General features: G+C 68.2%; 18 protein-coding genes. 15 read left to right on the top strand and 3 right to left on the bottom strand.

The window, feature by feature from the left end; genetic code table 11:
- The first annotated feature begins 158 nt into the window (after positions 1 to 158).
- Entirely contained in the window at positions 159 to 788 is a 630-nt protein-coding gene (upp, locus tag FU658_RS02795) for a uracil phosphoribosyltransferase (protein WP_147890676.1), read from the top strand.
- A gap of 17 nt (positions 789 to 805) precedes the next feature.
- Here upp and FU658_RS02790 read toward each other — a convergent pair whose 3' ends face one another.
- Both FU658_RS02790 and FU658_RS02785 read right to left on the bottom strand, forming a co-directional pair.
- Positions 806 to 2,047 (bottom strand): polyhydroxyalkanoate depolymerase, encoded by a 1,242-nt coding sequence (locus tag FU658_RS02790; RefSeq protein WP_147890675.1) that lies wholly within the window; start codon positions 2,045 to 2,047, stop codon positions 806 to 808.
- Between the two features lie 77 nt (positions 2,048 to 2,124).
- Positions 2,125 to 2,742 carry a methyltransferase gene (locus FU658_RS02785; protein WP_147890674.1) on the bottom strand — a complete coding sequence of 206 codons (618 nt, stop codon included), beginning with the start codon at positions 2,740 to 2,742 and terminating at the stop codon, positions 2,125 to 2,127.
- Between the two features lie 110 nt (positions 2,743 to 2,852).
- On the opposite strand from FU658_RS02785, the gene FU658_RS02780 reads away from it, so the two are divergent.
- The 8 genes from FU658_RS02780 (at position 2,853) to FU658_RS02745 (ending at position 10,459) form a co-directional block, all read left to right on the top strand.
- Positions 2,853 to 3,194: a hypothetical protein gene (locus FU658_RS02780; protein ID WP_147890673.1), complete on the top strand. Its 342-nt coding sequence runs from the start codon at positions 2,853 to 2,855 to the stop codon at positions 3,192 to 3,194.
- A gap of 62 nt (positions 3,195 to 3,256) precedes the next feature.
- Entirely contained in the window at positions 3,257 to 4,141 is an 885-nt protein-coding gene (locus FU658_RS02775) for a hypothetical protein (protein ID WP_147890672.1), read from the top strand.
- Between the two features lie 150 nt (positions 4,142 to 4,291).
- Positions 4,292 to 5,449, top strand: a complete 1,158-nt coding sequence (locus tag FU658_RS02770) for an MFS transporter (protein ID WP_425477568.1) — start codon at positions 4,292 to 4,294, stop codon at positions 5,447 to 5,449.
- 14 nt (positions 5,450 to 5,463) lie between these two features.
- Positions 5,464 to 6,954 carry an SLC13 family permease gene (locus FU658_RS02765; protein WP_147890670.1) on the top strand — a complete coding sequence of 497 codons (1,491 nt, stop codon included), beginning with the start codon at positions 5,464 to 5,466 and terminating at the stop codon, positions 6,952 to 6,954.
- 59 nt (positions 6,955 to 7,013) lie between these two features.
- A complete protein-coding gene (locus FU658_RS02760; RefSeq protein ID WP_147890669.1) occupies positions 7,014 to 7,355 on the top strand; it encodes a cupin domain-containing protein in 342 nt (113 codons plus the stop codon).
- 23 nt (positions 7,356 to 7,378) lie between these two features.
- Complete coding sequence (locus tag FU658_RS02755) at positions 7,379 to 7,924, top strand: zf-TFIIB domain-containing protein (RefSeq protein ID WP_147890668.1); 546 nt, start codon at positions 7,379 to 7,381, stop codon at positions 7,922 to 7,924.
- Between the two features lie 110 nt (positions 7,925 to 8,034).
- Entirely contained in the window at positions 8,035 to 8,925 is an 891-nt protein-coding gene (locus FU658_RS02750) for a DMT family transporter (protein WP_147890667.1), read from the top strand.
- Between the two features lie 100 nt (positions 8,926 to 9,025).
- The gene (locus FU658_RS02745) at positions 9,026 to 10,459 is read left to right on the top strand and encodes a serine hydrolase domain-containing protein (RefSeq protein ID WP_147890666.1); all 1,434 of its coding nucleotides are present in this window, start codon (positions 9,026 to 9,028) and stop codon (positions 10,457 to 10,459) included.
- 2 nt (positions 10,460 to 10,461) lie between these two features.
- Here FU658_RS02745 and FU658_RS02740 read toward each other — a convergent pair whose 3' ends face one another.
- Positions 10,462 to 11,505, bottom strand: a complete 1,044-nt coding sequence (locus tag FU658_RS02740; RefSeq protein ID WP_147890665.1) for a hypothetical protein — start codon at positions 11,503 to 11,505, stop codon at positions 10,462 to 10,464.
- Between the two features lie 142 nt (positions 11,506 to 11,647).
- Between FU658_RS02740 and FU658_RS14245 the strand changes: the two genes are divergently transcribed.
- The 6 genes from FU658_RS14245 (at position 11,648) to FU658_RS02715 (ending at position 18,125) form a co-directional block, all read left to right on the top strand.
- On the top strand, positions 11,648 to 11,998 hold the full coding sequence (locus FU658_RS14245; protein ID WP_187265871.1) for a hypothetical protein: 351 nt from the start codon (positions 11,648 to 11,650) through the stop codon (positions 11,996 to 11,998).
- Positions 11,962 to 12,219 carry a hypothetical protein gene (locus FU658_RS02735; RefSeq protein WP_187265870.1) on the top strand — a complete coding sequence of 86 codons (258 nt, stop codon included), beginning with the start codon at positions 11,962 to 11,964 and terminating at the stop codon, positions 12,217 to 12,219. Before FU658_RS14245 ends, FU658_RS02735 begins: the two co-directional genes overlap by 37 nt.
- A gap of 67 nt (positions 12,220 to 12,286) precedes the next feature.
- Positions 12,287 to 13,672, top strand: a complete 1,386-nt coding sequence (locus FU658_RS02730) for a diguanylate cyclase domain-containing protein (protein WP_147890663.1) — start codon at positions 12,287 to 12,289, stop codon at positions 13,670 to 13,672.
- Between the two features lie 76 nt (positions 13,673 to 13,748).
- Positions 13,749 to 14,408, top strand: coding sequence for an ABC transporter ATP-binding protein (locus tag FU658_RS02725; RefSeq protein WP_147890662.1), 660 nt, complete (start codon positions 13,749 to 13,751; stop codon positions 14,406 to 14,408).
- A gap of 1 nt (position 14,409) precedes the next feature.
- Positions 14,410 to 16,950, top strand: a complete 2,541-nt coding sequence (locus FU658_RS02720; RefSeq protein WP_147890661.1) for an FtsX-like permease family protein — start codon at positions 14,410 to 14,412, stop codon at positions 16,948 to 16,950.
- A 5-nt stretch (positions 16,951 to 16,955) separates the two neighbouring features.
- Entirely contained in the window at positions 16,956 to 18,125 is a 1,170-nt protein-coding gene (locus FU658_RS02715; protein WP_255505373.1) for a lipocalin-like domain-containing protein, read from the top strand.

Genomic DNA, 18,125 nt, shown 5'->3' with positions numbered 1-18,125 from the left:
GTCCAGGCCCTTTTCCAGCCGCAAGTCACTGATCCCTGGCCCGCGCTAACGATTCGATTACGGGATCTTGCACGGCCTTTGCGTGCCTCTACTGCAGGCTGCACGTGTGCGCGGCAGAGGGCGATAATCCGGGGTTTGCAGACAGAGGAAGCCACCCCATGAGCGTGTTCGTCCTCGACCACCCCCTGGCCCGCCACAAACTGGGCCTGATGCGCGACGCCGCCGTGGGGCACCGCGAGATGCGGGCCCTGGCCGCCGAGCTGTCCGCGATGCTGGCGCATGAGGCTACCCGCGACCTGCCCGTGGGCAGGACAACGGTGAAGGGCTGGGCAGGGCCCCTCGAGGTGCCTCGCGTGGACGAAGCGGCGGTCACCGTGGTGCCGATCCTGCGGGCCGGTCTGGGCATGCTGTCGGGGGTGCTGGGCCTGCTGCCCGGGGCGCGTGTGGGCGTGGTCGGCCTGCAACGCGACGAGCACACGCTCCAGGCGCAGGCCTACTGCAGCAAGCTCGGTGAACGACTCGACGGGCAGGTGGCCCTGGTCATCGACCCGATGCTGGCGACCGCAGGCACCGCCATCGCGACGATCGACATGGTCAAGGCGCGCGGCTGCACGCGAATCAAGACGCTGTTCCTTGTTGCCGCCCCGGAAGGCCTGGAGCGCTTGCGCCAGGCCCACCCGGAAATCGCGGTGCATGTCGCCGCGATCGACGAGCGGCTCAACGGGGCCGGCTACATCCTGCCCGGCCTGGGGGATGCCGGCGACCGGATCTTCGGCGTGCGCGGGTAAGGCCCGCGCGGGAGCTGCTATTTCGCGCCGCGGATGAAGGCCTTGACCTCGGGATAGACCTTGTCGCGCCAACGGCGGCCGCTGAAGATGCCGTAGTGGCCGGCGCCCTTCACCTCGAAGTGGCGCTTGCGCGCCGGCTTCACGCCGCTGCACAGGTCCAGCGCCGCCCGGGTCTGGCCCAGGCCGGAGATGTCGTCGAGCTCGCCTTCGATGGTCAGGATGGACGTGTTCGTGATGTCCTGCGGACGCACCCGCTCGCCCGCCACGTCCCACTCGCCCCGCGGCAGCAGGTGGCGCTGGAAGACCACCTCGATCGTGTCCAGATAGTAGGTCTCGGGCATGTCGAGCACGGCGTTGTACTCATCGTAGAAGCGCCGGTGACCGTCGGCGTCCTCGAGATCGCCGCGCACCAGGTGACCGTAGAAATCCCAGTGCGACTCGAAGTGGCGGCTCGGGTTCATCGCGATGAAGCCCATGTGCTGCAGGAAGCCCGGGTACACGCGGCGCCCGTGGCCGGGGTAGTTCGACGGCACGATGTGGATGAGCTGGCTGCGGAACCACTGCAGCGGCTTCGTCGTCGCGAGGCTGTTGACCTGGGTCGGGTTGTTGCGCGGGTCGACCGGGCCACCCATCAGCACGAGGCTGCGTGGCGTGGTCTCGCCGGCCGAGGCCATCAGCGACACCGCCGCCAGCACCGGGACGGTCGGCTGGCAGACCGCGATGACGTTGAGGTCCTTGGCGCCGATCTCGGCGATGAAGCGCCGGATCGTGGCGATGTAGTCGTCCAGCCCGAAATCGCCAGCCTGCAGCGGCACCATGCGCGCATCGCGCCAGTCGGTGACATAGACCTTGTGGTCCTGCAGCAGCGTGCGCACGGTGTCGCGCAGCAAGGTGGAGTGGTGGCCCGACAGCGGCGCCACGACCAGCACCACCGGGTCGTTCTTCATTGCATCGATCGTGGACGGGTCGTCGCTGTAGCGCTTGAAGCGCAGCAGCCGGCAGAACGGGTCGTCGACCACGGTCTGCTCGATCACGGCGATCTGCTGGCCGTGCGCGGTGGCCTGGTGCAATTCGAATTCGGGCTTCTCGTAGTCCTTGCCCAGCCGATGCATCAATTCGTAGCTGGCCGCCACGCGCTCGGCGCCGGGCAGCCGCGACATCCAGCTGCCGGATTCGGAGAACATGCGTGCGTTGGCCTGCGACCAGTACACGAACGGGCTCAGCAGGGAGCGGGTGGTCTCATGGAATTGGTAGAGCATTGGCGTGGACGCCTCTATTGGTGCACCGCAACAAGTCTAGCCCAGCGCCGTCCCCGGCGTGTGACCGCCCGCACAATTCACGAATCCCGCGGGAAGCGCTCCAGTGCCGCCGTTACGCCCTCGATGGCGGGGCTGAGGTAGGCGTGGCTGCCGCAGGCCACCAGGCCGTATTCACTGAACACCTTCCTGTACCAGCCTGCGGGCCGGGCGTGGAAGCCCTCGGTATCGCCGCTGAATCCGTCACCGCGGCAGAACAGGTCGATGAACGCGACGCCGCGGCACAGTTCCCCGAAACCCGACAGTCCCCGACGCAGTTCCCGGGCGTCGAGGTAGTGCACCACGTCGGAGCACACCAGCAGGTCCACCGGTTCGCCCGGCCGCAGCACCTCGAAATCACCGAAGTGGGCAAAGCGGATGTTGCGCGTGAGTCCATGGCGGGCGACCACATACTCGCTGCTGTCGAAGCCCAGGTAGTCGACATCGGGTCGGAGCCTGCGCAGGGGCTTGCGCCACGCGCCTTCGCCACAGCCGATGTCGAGCACGTTGCGCAGGGGTCGGTCGAGGTGGTACTCGGCCATGGCCACCGCCAGCGCGACTTTCCTCTCCAGACGCTCGCGCGCCTTGCGTGGCTGGCTTTGCTGGCGGTACCAGCGCTGGAAATAGTCGCGGTCGTAGTTCTTCATCGGGTCGATCATAGCCGCCGGTCGCCTGCCCAGGACGCCGGGGGGTCGGCAGTCAGCTTCCAGGTGCGTGAAGACGCTAGACTTCAGCGGGCCGATGGGCTGCATGGAGAACGGACTCACGCATGGCGAAGGCGAGACGCAGCATTCAATTCGTGGGCGGTGGCGACGAGGAGACCGCGCTGCTGAGGCTCCTGCTTCGCCAGGGTCGCTCCAGGCTGGAGGCGCAGTGGCGGCTGGACGATGAAGGTGGCGAGCCCGATCTCGTCGTCGTCGACCCCTCGACCCTGTCCGGCGATGCGGCGATCACCCAGGCGCGCCAGGCCGGCCGCCCCTTCGTGTGCGTGGTGGACACGGGTACACCCGACAGCGGCGACTGGCAGCTGCGCCGCCCGCTCAAGCTCGACGCGGTGGTGCGGGTGTTCAATGCGCTCACGCCCTCCCAGGAGCCGGCGCCCGGGTCCTGAGCCACGGCGAGGACTTCTTCACCGCCGACCTCGACGAAGGCGAGGCCCCCGAACTGCTCGACATGGACGTGCTCGCGTCGATCCCGACCGGAGCGGCGCGCAGCCGCGATGAAGGAGAGCGCTACCGCTGGGAGGAAGAGGACGACGCACTGTTCCGGCGCGACCCCGATGCCGACGATGTCGATCGCATCGTCGACATCAAGCTCGATGCCGACACCTCGTTCGAGCGCGTGGACGCGCGTTCGGCCCGAAGCGAGTCGCGCTTGCAAGCCGCCGAGGACCGGGTGGGCCAGGGGACGGCCGGGGATGGATCGCGCCAGCTCCGCTCGGGCGAGACCGCACGCCGCGACCTGCGCGTGCTTCCACTGATCGACTATCTGCGGCACGACATCCTCGGCGGACCGTGCCGAACCACCCATGGCGGGGTGCACCCGCTGGTGCTGGACCCGAAGCTGCGCGTCTTCCACGCCGACGTGGATCTCGCCGAGTTGGAACTGCACTGCCTGCAGTCATTCCCGGTGGAGTCCTTCGAGCAGCTGACGATGGCCGAGATCGAAGCCGTGCGCGCCAGCCAGCCGGCACGGCCGATGGTGAAGCTGCAATGGCTGTGTGCCCTGGTGAACGGGAACGGGCGCCTCGCCGACCACCTGGACCCGGGGGGGCGCTACTGGCTGAGCCGCTTCCTGGAACTGGCCAAGGACTACCCGCAGCAGTACAAGGTCGCGGCCAAGCTCTCGCAGCCGCGCAAGATCAACGAACTGGCCGAGCTGACGAACTCGCGCATCGAGGAGATCTACAACGTCCTCAATGCGTTTGATGCCATCGGCTACCTGGAATGGGAGCTTCGCGACCGCCTGCGTGGTGTCGAGTCGCCGGCGCGGGCCGCGGACGAGGTCCCCGGGCCGGACGGGGAGGCGCCGGAACCCAAGGAGCCTGGCGGCGATTGACCCAAGTGCCGGTCGGCACGGTCCACAGCCGCTAAACTGCGCGGCTCCGTCTACTGCAATCGTGTCGTGAACGCCGTCTCTTCCGCCTCCACCACCAAGGTCGCACCGCCCGTGCGGCGGGCCGCGCTGGTCTTCATCTTCTTCACCGTGATGCTGGACATGCTGGCCTTCGGCGTGATCATCCCGGTGCTGCCGCAGCTCATCGAGGCCTTCCTCGGTGGCGACCTGGGCCGGGCCGCGTTGTGGGTGGGTTTGTTCGGCACCGTGTTCGCGCTGGGCCAGTTCCTGTTCGCGCCGGTGCAGGGCGCCCTCTCGGATCGTTTCGGCAGGCGGCCGGTCATCCTGATCTCGTGCCTGGGCCTGGGCCTGGACTTCATCCTGCTGGCGGTGGTGAACACGCTGCCGCTGCTGATGATCGGACGCGTCATCGCCGGCATCACCTCGGCCAGCGTGTCCACCGCACACGCCTACATCGCCGATACCACCGCGCCTGAGAAGCGCGCGGCCGCATTCGGGCTGCTGGGTGCGGCTTTCGGCCTGGGATTCATCCTCGGCCCGGCACTGGGCGGCTTCCTGGGCGAGATCTCGTTGCGTGCGCCATTCTGGGCCGCCGCTACGCTGGTACTGGCGAACTTCTGCTACGGCCTGTTCGTCCTGCCCGAATCGCTGCCCGCGGAGCGACGCGCCGCGCGCTTCGATGCGCGGCGCGCGAACCCGCTGGGCGGCATCGCCCTGCTGCGCTCGCGGCCGGGCCTGATGGGCCTGGCGCTGGTGCAGATCACCTCGCAGCTGGCGCACTACGTGCTGCCGGCGGTGTACGTGCTGTACGTCGGCTCCCGCTATGGATGGAGCTCGCAGACCATCGGCCTGGTGCTGGCGGCGGTTGGCGTGTGCAGCGTCATCGTGCAGGCCGGGCTGGTGCGCGTGGTGGTGCCGCGCATCGGCGAGCGCCGCGCGATGCTGATCGGACTGGTGTGCGGTGCGGCGGGCTTCATCATCTACGGCCTGGCGCCCACTGGCGCCGTGTTCGTCGCCGGCATCCCGATCATGGCGCTGTGGGGCATGGTCAGCCCCTCGGTCCAGTCACTGGCCACGCGTCGGGTGGATCCGGGGCACCAGGGGCGGCTGCAGGGCGCATTGACCAGCCTGGGCAGCCTGGCCGGCGTCTTCGGCCCGGCGATGTTCGCTGCGGTGTTCGCGTTCTTCATCTCCGACCTCGCGCCGGTCCACCTGCCGGGTGCCGCGTTTCTCCTGGCCGGAGCGCTGCTGCTGGCTGGCGCGGTGCTGGCGGAGCGGGTGACTCGCTGACATAGTGCGTGGCGATGAGCGATGCCGCGCCCACCACCCGTCCCGCCCTGCATCAACGCGTCGGCCTGTGGCTGGGGCCGCTGCTGGCCGTGCTGGCATGGTGGCTGCTGCCGGCGGGCGAGGGCGCCGGCGACGGGCTGACCCATGCCGGCCGCGTCACCGCCGGCATCGGCGTATGCATGGCCACGTGGTGGATGACCGAGGCGCTGCCGCTTCCGGCCACCGCGCTGCTTCCCATCGTCGCCTTCCCGCTGCTGGGCGTGGCGCCACTCGCCGACACGCTGCGGCCCTTTGCCAGCGACATCATCTTCCTGTTCATGGGCGGCTTCATGCTGGGCCTGGCGATGCAGCGCTGGGGCCTGCACAAGCGCCTGGCGCTGTGGATCATCCTGGCCGTCGGCACGCGGCCACTGCGGCTGGTGGCCGGCTTCATGCTGGCCACGGCCTTCCTGTCGATGTGGATCTCCAATACCGCGGCCACGATCATCCTGTTGCCGGTGGGCGTGTCGATCATCGCCATGGTGAAGCGCGAGGGAAGCGGCGTGCCGAGGGAGGCCGCGGCCGCATTCGGCACCTGTCTGATGCTGGCCATCGCCTACGCCGCTTCGATCGGAGGCAGCGGCACGCTGATTGGCTCGCCTCCCAACCTGGTGGCCGCCAGCTTCATCCGCAACCAGTACGGCTGCGAGGTGTCGATGCTGGACTGGATGCGCTTCGGCGTGCCGATCGTGGCGGTGTTCCTGCCGATCGCCTGGCTTTACCTGACGCGCCTGGCCCATCCGATCCGCATAGAGGAACTGCCGGGTGGCCGCGAGGCGATCCGTGGTGAAATGCACGCGCTGGGAGCGATGCAGCGCCCCGAGCGGCTGGTGGCGATTGTATTCGGCAGTGCCGCCATGGCGTGGATCCTGCGACCCCAGCTGGTGGCGTGGACGGGGCTGGCCGGCCTGAGCGACGCCGTCATTGCCGTGGCTGCCCCCTTGCTGTTGTTCATGCTGCCCACCGGCGACGGTCGCCGCGTGCTGGACTGGGAAACGGCGGTGAAGCTGCCCTGGGGCATCCTGCTGCTGTTCGGCGGCGGGTTGAGCCTGGCGATGGCGGTGTCGCTGCACGACGTGGACGCGTTCATCGCCGGTGGCCTCGGCGGCCTGGCCGGCATGCCGATGCTGCTGGTGGCGTTCGCCGTGGCTGTGCTGGTGGTCTTCCTGACCGAACTGACGTCGAACACGGCGATGGCCACCGCCTTCGTGCCGGTGGTTGCCGCCGTGGCGCTGGGCCTGGGCGTCGACCCGATCCCGCTGCTGCTCGCCGTGGGCCTGGGAGCCAGCTATGCGTTCATGCTGCCGGTGGCCACGCCGCCCAATGCGATCGTGTTCGGTTCGGGAGCGATCACGATCGGGCAAATGGTGCGGGCGGGGATCGTGTTGAACCTCGTGGGCATCGTGCTGGTGACGGTGGCGGTGAGCCTGGTGCCGGCAGGGATTTGCGGGGGTGGGGCGGGGTGATGGAAACTGCAGGCGGTCGGGGTCGAAGTCGGGCACCAAGAGGGAGGTCGTCCGCAATCATGAAGCGCGGCAACCTATTCGCCGACACCCAGGCGCCGCCCACCGGCGAGCGCTTCGACAGCTTGCTGGCTCACCGCAATCTTGTCGTCGAGCGCATTGTCAGCTCTTCGAGCTCGTCTCCCGCCGAGTTGGTCCAAGCCCAGGACGAATGGGTGGTCCTCCTGCGCGGCGAGGCGACTATCGAGGTCGCCGACGAGCGCGTTGCACTCGCTTCCGGCGATTATGTCTTCCTGCCTGCCGGTGTCCGCCACACCGTCACGTCCACGTCCGATGGCGCACTTTGGCTTGCCGTGCATCTGCACCCGCAGGTGCCGGGTGGCGACGCTGGCCGTCGAACCTGATCCCTTGTCCGGAGATCAAGAAGTTGAAATGCACCGCATGCAAGACCGGTCGTTTGGTTCCAAGCTTCCTGGAGGCACAGTTCAGGTGCCACACGTGCGAAGAGTGCGGAGGAAACTGGATACTGATCGAAGATTACGTCAGCTGGAAAGAGCGCAATCCAACGTTCGAATTCAAGGCGGGTTGTGTCGAGGAAATCGTTGCCGACGATACGAGGGAGGCCTTGCTGTGTCCTGTTACCGGCGGTCTGATGAGGAAGTTTCGTATATCGAAGGATATCCCTCACCGCATGGATTACAGCGCACGGGTGGGTGGCGTGTGGCTGGACAAGGGGGAGTGGGAGCTTCTGGTGGCGGAGGGGTTGGCTGGGAGCTTGAACGCCGTACTCACCGAGCAGTGGCAGCAGAAGGTAAAACTCGACAGCTCCAGGGCCGCTTTGACGCAGATGTATCGCAACAAGTTTGGCGATGACGATTACGAAAGAGCCAAGGAAGTGAGGGACTGGATAAACAACAACGCGAACAGCGAGGAGTTGCGTCGATTCATCTTGCTCGATCCTGAAGCCGCCTGACTCGCATACGCAACCACAACCTGCCCAATCGAGCAGATTTGCCCGCGATCTCCAGCTGCTGGGGTCTGCTTGGTCACTACGAGGACATCGTGGACATTCGAGGTCGAACGGTGGGGTCGAGCGTAGCGTTGGTTGCGCTGGCCGCCTTCTTCTGGGGCGTCTCCGGCGGTATCGGCGGCATCCTCATGGCCGATGGCTGGGATGCGTTCGTGGTTTCGTTCTACCGTGGTGCGGTCGGGCTGCTGTTCGTGCTCGGCTGGCTCGTGCTGCGCCCGCACGGCAGCGGACTGGCAAGTGGTCGGCTGTGGTTCTGGTCAGCGGTTGCCGGCCTCGGTGTGGCAGGCAACTTCACCTTCTATTTCCTCAGCATCGCCGAGGGTAGCGTCGCCGTGGCGGCCACGTTGATGTACTGCGCGCCGGTGTTCGTCTACCTGGTCTCGTTCACGCTCCGGCTCGAGAAACCTACGGCGGCGAAATGGGTGGCCATCGCACTGGTGATGCTCGGCATCGTGTTGCTCACCCGCATCCACGACATCGGCGCGGGCAGCGTCACGATGGTCGGGCTGGGTGCCGGGCTGCTGGCCGGTCTGTGCTACGCGATCTTCATCTTCGGCTTCAAGTATGCGGCGCCGCATGGCAGCCCACAGGCGATCCTGGTGATCGCTTTCGCGGTCCTGGTCCTCCTGCTGGCCTGGCCGGGCGACGACGAGCAGAGGCTGTCCGTCCTCGGTGCGCCGGATTGGCCACTGTTCGCAGCGCTGGGGGTGCTTGGTGCCGGGCTGTCGTTCGTGCTCTATGTCACCGGTTTGAAGCATACGACGCCGGCCCTGGCCTCGATCGTTGCCATGGTCGAGCCGGTCACCGCATCGCTGTTCGGCATCGTGGTGTTGAACGAGTATCTGGCGGGTTCGCAGATCTTCGGCATGGGGCTGGTATTGATCACCGTGACCGCGTTGAGCGTCCATTCGAGCGCCGGCCGCTGGCGAGGTGCGCGTGGGTGATGCACGACATGCGCTTCGGGGCCCTGATGCAAGTCCGCTTCCTGGACTGAGCTGCCGTCGCCGGACAGGGCTATGATCGTGGTGGACCCGGGAGGGCCAGATGGCATTGTTTCGTACTGGCGATTCTCCGTTTCTCCGAATTCGTGTACTCGCGTTCGCCGCGCTTGTGCCGATCGCCGCGGCATGGTCGTCCACTGCCAGCCACGACGTGGATGCCCGGTCGGCCACGGCTTTCGGGGAACGCCAGCTCCCCGGCCTGGCCATCACGGTCCTGCGGGGCGACGAAGTCCTGTTCGCGAAGGGCTACGGGCGCGTCGACACGGCACGCGGGGGGACAGTGGACGGCGCGACGGTGTTCCAGCTCGGCTCGATCAGCAAGCAGTTCCTCGCGGTGCTGGTGCTGTCGTTGGCCGAGGAGGAGAGGCTGTCGCTCGACGATTCGGTACTCGACCATCTCCCGGACCATGCGCAGCTGCCGCCGGGTCTGACCGTGAGGCACCTCTTGAACCATACTTCCGGCCTACGGGAACTGCTCACCGTTCCCGAGGCGCACGCGGGATTCGACGACCTGACGCGGAGCCGCGCCGAGCTCGTGGCGCTGGTGCGCCAGCTCCCGGTTGATTTTCCTCCCGGGACGCGATGGTCCTACAGCAACACCAACTACACGCTGCTTGCGCTCATCGTGGAGCAGGTCACCAGGGAGCCTTACGAGGACGCGCTGGCCGAGCGCTTCTTCCGGCCGCTGCAGCTGTCATCCATGCGCCAGTGCCTGTCGCGACCCAGGCCACCTGCAGACGCAGTTGGACACGAATGGCACGAGGGCGGCAACGTCGAGGCAGCGGCAGAGAACATGAACTGGATCCGCGGCGATGGCGGACTGTGCGGCAGTGCAATCGACGTGGCGCGCTGGACGCGTTTGCTCGCGACCGGCCGGGTGGTGCCAGCTGCTGTGTACGAAGGAATGACTGCACCGACCCAGCTGCTGGGCGGTAGCCTTGCGGAATACGGCTTTGGCCTGTCGCTGGTTGACCTCGAGGGCCGGCAGCGGGTGGGCCACAACGGTGCGATGCGGGGCTTTTCCGCCACGGCTGCCTACTATCCGGACGCCGCGATCACCATCGTGGTCCTCGCCAACCGCGGGGACGTGAGGACCGAATCGATCGAACGGCCGATCGCGCGCCAGCTGCTCGGCCTGCCCGAGGCCAGGGTCCGCGAAGCGCCACTCTCCCCGGAGCAGCGGCACAGGTACCTGGGCGAGTACGACATCGGCATCTTCGACGTGCAGGTGCTGGAACGCGATGGCCAGCTGTGGCTCGAGATGCCGCGACCCGGCCCGACGACCTCACTCACCCACCTCGGGAACCACACGTTCGCGGGGGATGCGGACCCGGACGCGTACAGCGTGACCTTCGACGGCACGGACGGGGCGGCGCAGTCGCTGCGGTTGCTGATGGGCGGCATGCGCTGGCATGGACTTCGCAGTGTGGGCGACGAACCCGTGGCCACACCGGAGGACGATTCGCGCACTCGTTGAGATCAAAACCCGCCTTTCTCTGGCGGGGCCTCCCAGGTCGCAGGCTGCGGCGCCCAGGCTTCGGGAGCGTCTGCGTCCAGGATCGATGCGACATACGTACCCAGGTCGATGCCAAAGGCCCGGCGCGCTGCCGCGGCGCCCGCGTCGTCCCGTCGAGCAGCCAGGACGAACTCCTCGAACCGGGGCCACTCGCTTCCCATGGCCTCGACCAGGATGCGGCCGAGGTCGTAGGACAGTTCGCTGCCTTCGTCCGGCCTCAGGTAGGCGCGTCCCGACCAGAAGCCCTGGATGCGTTCAGGGCACCAGAAGGCCCGATGCCGGCCCATCAACTCGCGCTGCTCCGGGGCATCCGGCGCGCCACCGGCGAGGCGCTGCTCGGCGTTGACCGCCATCCCCTCGTTCACCCAGGCGGGAAGCGGCAGGTGGGCCACCATCGCATGGCTCATCTCGTGGACGATGACCGGCTCGACGGCACCCAGGTCCCTGTCCACCGCAACGAAATGACCGCAGCCGTGGTTGATGAACATGCCAGAGCTTGCGGTGATGTCCTCGCCCGGGGGTTCGAAGGCGCTGACGTAGCGGTAGTAGCTGTCGGTGTCTTCGAGCAGCATGAGGATTTCCCTGCCCCATTCCGGCACCCGGGCGATGCGGCCCAGGACCCGTTGCACGCGCTGGCTGGTGCGGGCGATGAACGCCAGCGTCAGGTCGGCGCGCCGGTCGTCCTGGCAGGTCAGCAGCAGCGCGACGCCGGATTCCACGAGCCGGTAGTTCCCGCCCAGGGCATCGCGAAGGTGCAACAGCCAGGCGCGTTCGCAGGCCAGCCACGCCTCGCCGCCGTGCACCGGATCCGCAAACGCCTCGCACCAGTCGTGCACCTGCTCCCAGTCGACATGTGGCAGTCCATCGACGAGGTGGATGAGTACGTGGAAGTCCAGCGTTCGGCCGGCCAACTCGATCGTGGCCGGCGGCGCGCCTTCCACCAGCGTGCCCGGCCGCGGCGCTTGTGCGCTGCGGCGCGTGAACAGCGATGACAGGGTTCGGATCACGGGCATTCCACGAGTGTCGCGAATCCGGGATTATCGCCTGCCGATCGGGCCGCGCGTCCCCCTGGAACGGGTGCAACGTTTCCTTGATGCAGCGTTTTGCAAAGGTAAGCTGGGCCGGTGAAAAACGGGCGGAGGACCGAACATGGGCGAGCAGGGTTATCGGCGGCATCCGGACCAGATCGACATGGCGCGCGCGGAGCGTTGCATTCGCCAAGCCGGGCTTGTCAGCCTCGTGCTCCTGGCCGCCGCGGTGCCGATCGGCTATTTCGTGTTGCCACTGGTCTTCACGTTTCCCGAGGCGCTCGCCGAGCGGATGGCGTTCGCGGCCCAGGCCAGCGTCTTCGTGCTGCTGTGCGTGGTGGTGGCCATTGGCATGGTGTCCACCGGGCGCCGGTTCTCCGCCGCGACATCGGTGGGTCCGCGGCGGGCCCTGCCAGCGCGAAGATCGCCGTGCGGGTGGCCTTCCTCGACAACACCATCGAGCAGGCGGTGATCGCGGTGGGCCTGTACCTGGCCCTCTCGACACTGGTCAGCGGTGCCTGGCTGTCGCTGATCCCCGTCGGCGTCCTCTTCTTCCTCGTCGGCCGGGTGCTTTTCCTTCGGGGTTATCCGAAGGGCGTGGAGGGGCGGGCGCTTGGCATGACGTTGACGATGATGCCGACGGTGCTCGGCTACGTCCTGGTGCTGGTGCTTCTTGCGGTTCGATGGCTCTAACCGGGTAGAGCAGGCCGCTCGGGGGCCGGCACTGCGTTGTTCAGATCGCGACCCTGGGGAATTTTCGATGAACCTACGATTGGCCGATTTCATTCGAGCGCAGATAGAACCGATCCTGCAGAATTGGGAGGAGTTTGCCGAAACCCTCCTCAGCGCCGGGGACATGAACACGCCCCAGCTTCGCGACCACGCCCGGGAGATGCTCCTGGCGATTGCCGATGATCTCGAGCGCGATCAGAGCGAGTCCGAGCAGACGGCCAAATCGAAAGGCCATGGGCCGCATGCGGACGAGGCGGACGAGGCGGGCCAGGGGGATTCGAAATCCTGGGCGGAAGTACACGGTGGCGACCGGCAGACCAGCGGCTTCAGCGTCATGGAGGCCGTTTCCGAGTTCCGGGCATTGCGCGCGAGCGTGGTGTCGCTGTGGACGCAAGCCCATTCAACGCTCACCGGGCAACAGCTCGAGGACCTGACCCGATTCCACGAGGCGATCGACCAGGCTGTCGCTGAATCGCTGGAGCGCTACGCGGACGCCAAGGAGATGGACACCCGGCTTTTTGGCGCCGTTCTCCTCGCATCGCCCGACCCGATCCATGTGCTGGACCTGGAAGGCCGGTTCGTTTACGCGAACAAAGCCACATGCGACCTGTTTGGCCTGGCGTCCAGCGAGATCATTGGAAAATCCACTTTCGACCTCGGCTTCCCCTACGCGTCGGACTTCCAGCGCAACCTCGAGAAGGTGATCGCGGAGCGGTCCAGCTATCGGGGCAGGTTCGTGCACACGTTCGCCTCCGGCCAGGGGGATCGGTTCGAGTACCTGCTCGCGCCTGTGCTGGGCGAGGACGAAAGGACCGAGGCGGTGGTCTGCATCTGCCGGGACGTGACCACGCAGGCGCTCGCCGAAGAGGAGGCGTGGCACAACGCCCACCACGACCTGTTGACCGGGCTGCCCAATCGACGGCTGTTCATGGACCGTCTCGAGCAGGAGATCAAGCACGCGAATCGCAGCAGCCTGCCGCTCGCCGTGCTGTTCATGGACCTGGACGGGTTCAAGGACGTTAACGATTCGCAAGGCCATGAAGCGGGCGACCGCTTGCTGTCCGACGTGGCGCAGCGCCTGGCCGATTGCGTGCGCGATGACGATACGGTGGCCCGTCTGGGCGGCGACGAGTTCTGCGTGATCCTTGTCGACGCCAAGCAGCGCAGCGGTGTGGAGCTTGTCGCCCAGACAATCATCGAGGCACTCGCGATGCCCTTCGACATCGGGCCGAAGCCGGTCCACGTTTCCGTCAGCGTCGGCATCGCGTTCTATCCAGGGGACGCGGCCTGTCCGAACGCGTTGCTGGAGGCCGCGGACCGGGCCATGTACAGCGCCAAGAAGGCGGGTTCAAGCCGGATGTGCTTCCTTGACGAGGTCGATCCGAGGCATGCGCCTTCCAGGAAGCGGGCTTGAGCGGCTCACGTCGCCGGGGCGGTGGCGCGGCCTTCCCGACATCGCAACTTCACGCCATAGACGCCAGACTGGCGGAATGGACGTCAAGGTCAGCGGGCTGACGAAGCGCTACGGTGGGCAGGCGGTGTTCGACCGGCTGGCGCTGGACGTGGCCGAGGGCGAGTTCGTCGCGCTGGTGGGTCGCAGTGGTGCCGGCAAGTCGACGCTGCTGCACCTGCTCTCGGGCATCGATGCACCCGACGCCGGACGCGTGCAGCTGGGGGACACCGATATCACCGCCCTTGACGAGCCTTCGCGCACCGCGTTCCGCCGTCGCCATCTGGGCCTGGTGTTCCAGGCCTACAACCTGGTGCCCAGCCTCAGCGCGATCGACAATGTCCGCCTGCCGATGGAACTGGTCGGCATGTCGCCGGCACAGGCACGAAGCGATGCGCAGGCCACATTGGAGGCGCTGGGACTGGCCGCGCTGGCACAGCGTTTCCCCGAGCAGCTCTCCGGTGGCGAGCAGCAACGCATCGGCGTGGCACGTGCCCTGGCGCATTCGCCGGGGCTGGTGCTGGCCGACGAGCCCACCGGCAGCCTGGACCTGGACAACGCGGTGGCGGTGATCGACCTGCTGGCCGCGGCCTGCCGACAGCGTGGCGCCACGTTGCTGCTGGTGACCCATTCGCAGGACGTGATGGACCGAGCCGACCGGCTGCTGCGGCTGGTGGAGGGCCGGCTGGTGCCGGGCTGACATGGGCCGCCTGTGGCGCAGCCTGTTCAACGCGCACCGCCAGCACCCTTCGCAGGCGCTCCTGGTGCTGGCCGGCCTGGCCTTGAGCATCGCGGTCGTCGTGGCGATCGACCTGACGATTGCCAGTGCGCGTTCCGCTTTCGAGTTGTCGCGGCAGGCGCTGGGCGGGCAGGCCAGCCACCAGTTGCTGGCCGAGGGCGGGTTCGTGGCCGAGTCCGATTACGCACGACTGAAGCTGGCGCACGACCTGCGCCAGGCCGCCCCCGTGCTGGAGGGAAGCGCGGTGGTGGCCGACGGGGAAAGACGCGTGCAGGTGTTGGGCGTGGATCCTGTGGCCGAAGCCGGGGTGCGGCCCTGGGTCGGACAGGCGCTGGGCGCCCCGGGGGGCGGCGCGGATGGCGACGCGGGCGGCGGTGCACTGCCTCGGCTGCTGGGCCGGGCCGACGTGGCGATGCTGCCCGAGGCGCTGGCCATCGCGCTGGGCGTGGGCGAGGGCGATGTGCTGACACTGCGTAGTGGTGGCAAGTCCACGAGGCTGGAGGTGGTGGCGGTGCTCCCTGCAGGCCGTACACCGCAGGGTGCGGAGGATCTGGTGCTCATGGACATCCCGGCCGCACAGCGGGTCCTGGGTCGACCGGGGCAACTGTCCCGCGTGGACCTGGTGGTCGACGATGCCGGTGCGGCCAGGCTCGCTGCGGCACTGCCGGTGGGGCTGGAGGTGGCCGCCACACTGGAGCGCGATGCGGCGCTGGGGGCGATCAGCGCAGCGTTTGAAACCAATCTGCGGGCGCTGAGCCTGCTGGCCCTGCTGGTGGGCGTGTTCCTGGTGTTCCAGACGCTGGGATTCATGGCACTGCGCCGGCGCGGGCTGATCGGGCTGTGGCGGGCCATGGGCGTGTCGCGTGGCGAGCTCGCGCGGTTGTTCCTCGCCGAGGCGCTGTTGCTGGGCCTGGTGGCCGGGCTCATGGGCATGGCCCTGGGCGTGCTGATCGCGGGGCAGTTGCTGGAAACGGTGACGCGCACCTACAACGACCTCTACTACCGCGTGGCGGTGGGCCAGCTGGCGCTGTCGCCGGGGGTGTTCCTCAAGGCCGGGCTGCTGGCGCTTGGCGGGGCGCTGGTGGGCGCGGCCTGGCCCTTGCGCGACGCGCTGGCGGTGCCGCCACTGGCGAACCTGCGCCGTGCCGGGCAGGCGCTGTCCACGGCGCGACGGGTGCGGCGCGGTCTGTGGCCGGCGCTGGGCTTGATGCTGGTCGCGGCGCTGGTGCTGTGGCTGGCGCCGCCGACGCTGGGCGTGGCCTTCGTGGCGATCTTCGCGATGCTGATGGCGGCACTTGGGTTGGTGCCGGCGCTGGCGCTGGGGCTGCTGGTCTTTGCGGAGCGCGTGCTGGGCCCGAGGTTGCCGGTGCTGGGACGGCTGTTGATCTCCGGCACCCGTCTTGGATTGGACCGCACCGGAATCGCGTTGGCCGCGCTGGCGCTGGCGATCGCCACGCTGATCGGCATGAGCACGATGATCCACAGCTTCCGCGAGGGGGTGTCGGACTGGATTTCGCTCAGCCTGCAGGCCGACCTGTACCTGTCGCACCCGTCGGGCGAGGATGGACTGCCCTCCGGGTTGCCCGAGCGGCTCCTCGCGATCGACGGCGTGGAAGCCCTCACCCTGAACCGGCGCCGCAGCGTCATGGCGGAGGACGGACCGATGGCGGTGCTCGCGGTGGACATGCCCGCGCGCGGCATCGACGGCTACGATTTCGTGGAAGGATCGCCCGAGGCGGCGTGGGCCGGGTTCCAGGCGGGGGAACTGCTGGTCAGCGAACCGCTGGCGACGCGCCTGGGACTGGCGGTGGGCGACCGCTTCGCGCTGCCCACGCCGGGCGGGCCGGTGTCGCGCCGGGTGGCGGCGGTGTATCGCGACTACACCAGTAGCCAGGGCGTGGCGACGCTGTCGCGCGCGCAGTACCTGCAGTTGTATGACGACCCCCGGATCAATGCGATCGGCGTGTACGCCGAGGCCGGGCGAGCCGAAGCGCTGGCCGTTGCGGTACGCGCCGAGGTGGGCAGCGGCGAGGGCGTCTCGCTGGTCACCGCCGAGGCCATCCGCGAGGAGACCCTGCGCGTGTTCCAGCGCACGTTCGCGGTCACCGACCTGCTGCGCTTGCTGGCCGGGGTGATCGCGGTGGTGGCGGTGCTGGGCGCGTTGCTGGCCTTGCAGCTCGAGCGCCTGCGCGAGGTGGTGCTGATGCGCGCGATCGGTGTGGGCGCAGCGGCGCTGGCACGCTTGCAGCTGTGGCAGGCGATGTTGCTGGGCGCGCTGGCCGGGGTGCTGGCGATTCCGCTGGGGGTGATGCTGGCCGCGCTGCTGATCCGTGTCATCAACCGTCGCTCGTTCGGCTGGAGCATGCCGCTTGAACTGCCGCTGGGACAGATCGCTTTCGCGGTGGGCCTGGCGTTGGCGGCATCGCTGGTCGCGGGCCTGCTGCCTGCGCGTCGTGCGGCACGCATGCCACTGGCGCCAACGCTGCGGGAGCAGGCGCTGTGAGCGGGATGACCCAGTGGTCGCGCGGGCGCGGGGCCCTGCTGTCCGCGCTGGTCGCGCTGTCCGCGCTGGCGCTCGCCGGCTGCGTGGGCGACGACGCGAGCCCGCGCAATGGTGGCCAGGACCTGTCGCAGTTGCTGGCCGCCGAGGCCGCCACCGCCTTCGCCCCGGTGACACGGCCGGCACGCCTCGAATTCCCGCGCGACCACGGCCCCCACCCCGCGCACCGCATCGAGTGGTGGTACTACACCGCCAACCTGCGCGGCCCCGGGGACGAGGCGTTCGGCGTGCAGGTGGCGTTGTTCCGCTTCGCGCTGCGCTCCGGAACCGAAGCGACGGGCTGGGAGGCGGGCCAGCTCTACATGGCGCACGTGGCGATCAGCGAACTGGATGGTGGGCGCTTCCACGTGGACGAGCGACTGGCGCGACCCGCCGCCGGGCTGGCGGGAGCCCAGTCCGAGCCATTCGCGGCGTGGGTGGAAACCTGCAGCGCGCGCGGGCTGTCGGCCGGCGGAATGTTCCCGCTTCGGCTGTCGTGCCCGGGCCGCAACGCCGATGGCGAGGCCTTCGGGCTGGAGCTGGAACTGGTGGCGGACAAGCCCAGGGTGCTGCATGGCGAGGACGGTTACAGCGAAAAATCCGATGTGCCCGGTGGCGCCTCGTACTACTACGCCTATACGCGACTGGCAGCACGAGGGGAGCTGCAACTGCCGGGGCGCGACGCCCCGGTGCCGGTGAGCGGTTCGGCCTGGTACGACCACGAGTGGGGCAGCATCGGCCTTGGCGACGAACAGGCGGGTTGGGACTGGTTTTCGCTGCAGCTCGACGACGGCCATGAGCTGATGTTCTTCCACATCCGCGACCGCGATGGCCGCCCCGTGTCGCAGCGCGGCAGCCTGGTGGCCCCGGACGGGGCCGTGCGGGCGTTCGCCGAGGGCGTGGTCGATGCGCGGCCGCTGCGCACCTGGCGCAGCCCGCACAGCGGGGCACAGTACCCGGTGGCGTGGAGGCTGCAATCGGACGCCCTGGACTTTTCGCTGGAAGTGCACGCGCGAATGGACGACCAGGAGATGCGCACCGCGGTGCAGTACTGGGAAGGCAGCATCCGCGCCGAGGGGCATCACCGCGGTCGGCCCGTGGCGGGAGAAGGCTTCCTGGAGCTGACCGGTTACCGCTGA

Origin of the sequence: Alkalisalibacterium limincola, assembly GCF_008017755.1 — a bacterium.
Lineage (GTDB): Bacteria > Pseudomonadota > Gammaproteobacteria > Xanthomonadales > Xanthomonadaceae > Alkalisalibacterium > Alkalisalibacterium limincola.
The sequence above is the reverse complement of the archived record's forward strand: the minus strand, read 5'-3'. Positions and strand labels throughout refer to the sequence as shown.

Bases quoted from the DNA above. Each gene is read 5' to 3' on its own strand.
- FU658_RS02730 (WP_147890663.1), top strand. From the start codon at position 12,287: ATGAACCTACGATTGGCCGATTTCATTCGAGCGCAGATAGAACCGATC.
- FU658_RS02745 (WP_147890666.1), top strand. From the start codon at position 9,026: ATGGCATTGTTTCGTACTGGCGATTCTCCGTTTCTCCGAATTCGTGTA.
- FU658_RS02760 (WP_147890669.1), top strand. From the start codon at position 7,014: ATGAAGCGCGGCAACCTATTCGCCGACACCCAGGCGCCGCCCACCGGC.
- FU658_RS02770 (WP_425477568.1), top strand. From the start codon at position 4,292: ATGCTGGACATGCTGGCCTTCGGCGTGATCATCCCGGTGCTGCCGCAG.
- FU658_RS14245 (WP_187265871.1), top strand. From the start codon at position 11,648: ATGGGCGAGCAGGGTTATCGGCGGCATCCGGACCAGATCGACATGGCG.
- FU658_RS02780 (WP_147890673.1), top strand. From the start codon at position 2,853: ATGGCGAAGGCGAGACGCAGCATTCAATTCGTGGGCGGTGGCGACGAG.
- FU658_RS02785 (WP_147890674.1), bottom strand. From the start codon at position 2,742: ATGATCGACCCGATGAAGAACTACGACCGCGACTATTTCCAGCGCTGG.
- FU658_RS02725 (WP_147890662.1), top strand. From the start codon at position 13,749: ATGGACGTCAAGGTCAGCGGGCTGACGAAGCGCTACGGTGGGCAGGCG.
- upp (WP_147890676.1), top strand. From the start codon at position 159: ATGAGCGTGTTCGTCCTCGACCACCCCCTGGCCCGCCACAAACTGGGC.
- FU658_RS02715 (WP_255505373.1), top strand. From the start codon at position 16,956: ATGACCCAGTGGTCGCGCGGGCGCGGGGCCCTGCTGTCCGCGCTGGTC.
- FU658_RS02775 (WP_147890672.1), top strand. From the start codon at position 3,257: ATGGACGTGCTCGCGTCGATCCCGACCGGAGCGGCGCGCAGCCGCGAT.
- FU658_RS02720 (WP_147890661.1), top strand. From the start codon at position 14,410: ATGGGCCGCCTGTGGCGCAGCCTGTTCAACGCGCACCGCCAGCACCCT.
- FU658_RS02790 (WP_147890675.1), bottom strand. From the start codon at position 2,047: ATGCTCTACCAATTCCATGAGACCACCCGCTCCCTGCTGAGCCCGTTC.
- FU658_RS02765 (WP_147890670.1), top strand. From the start codon at position 5,464: ATGAGCGATGCCGCGCCCACCACCCGTCCCGCCCTGCATCAACGCGTC.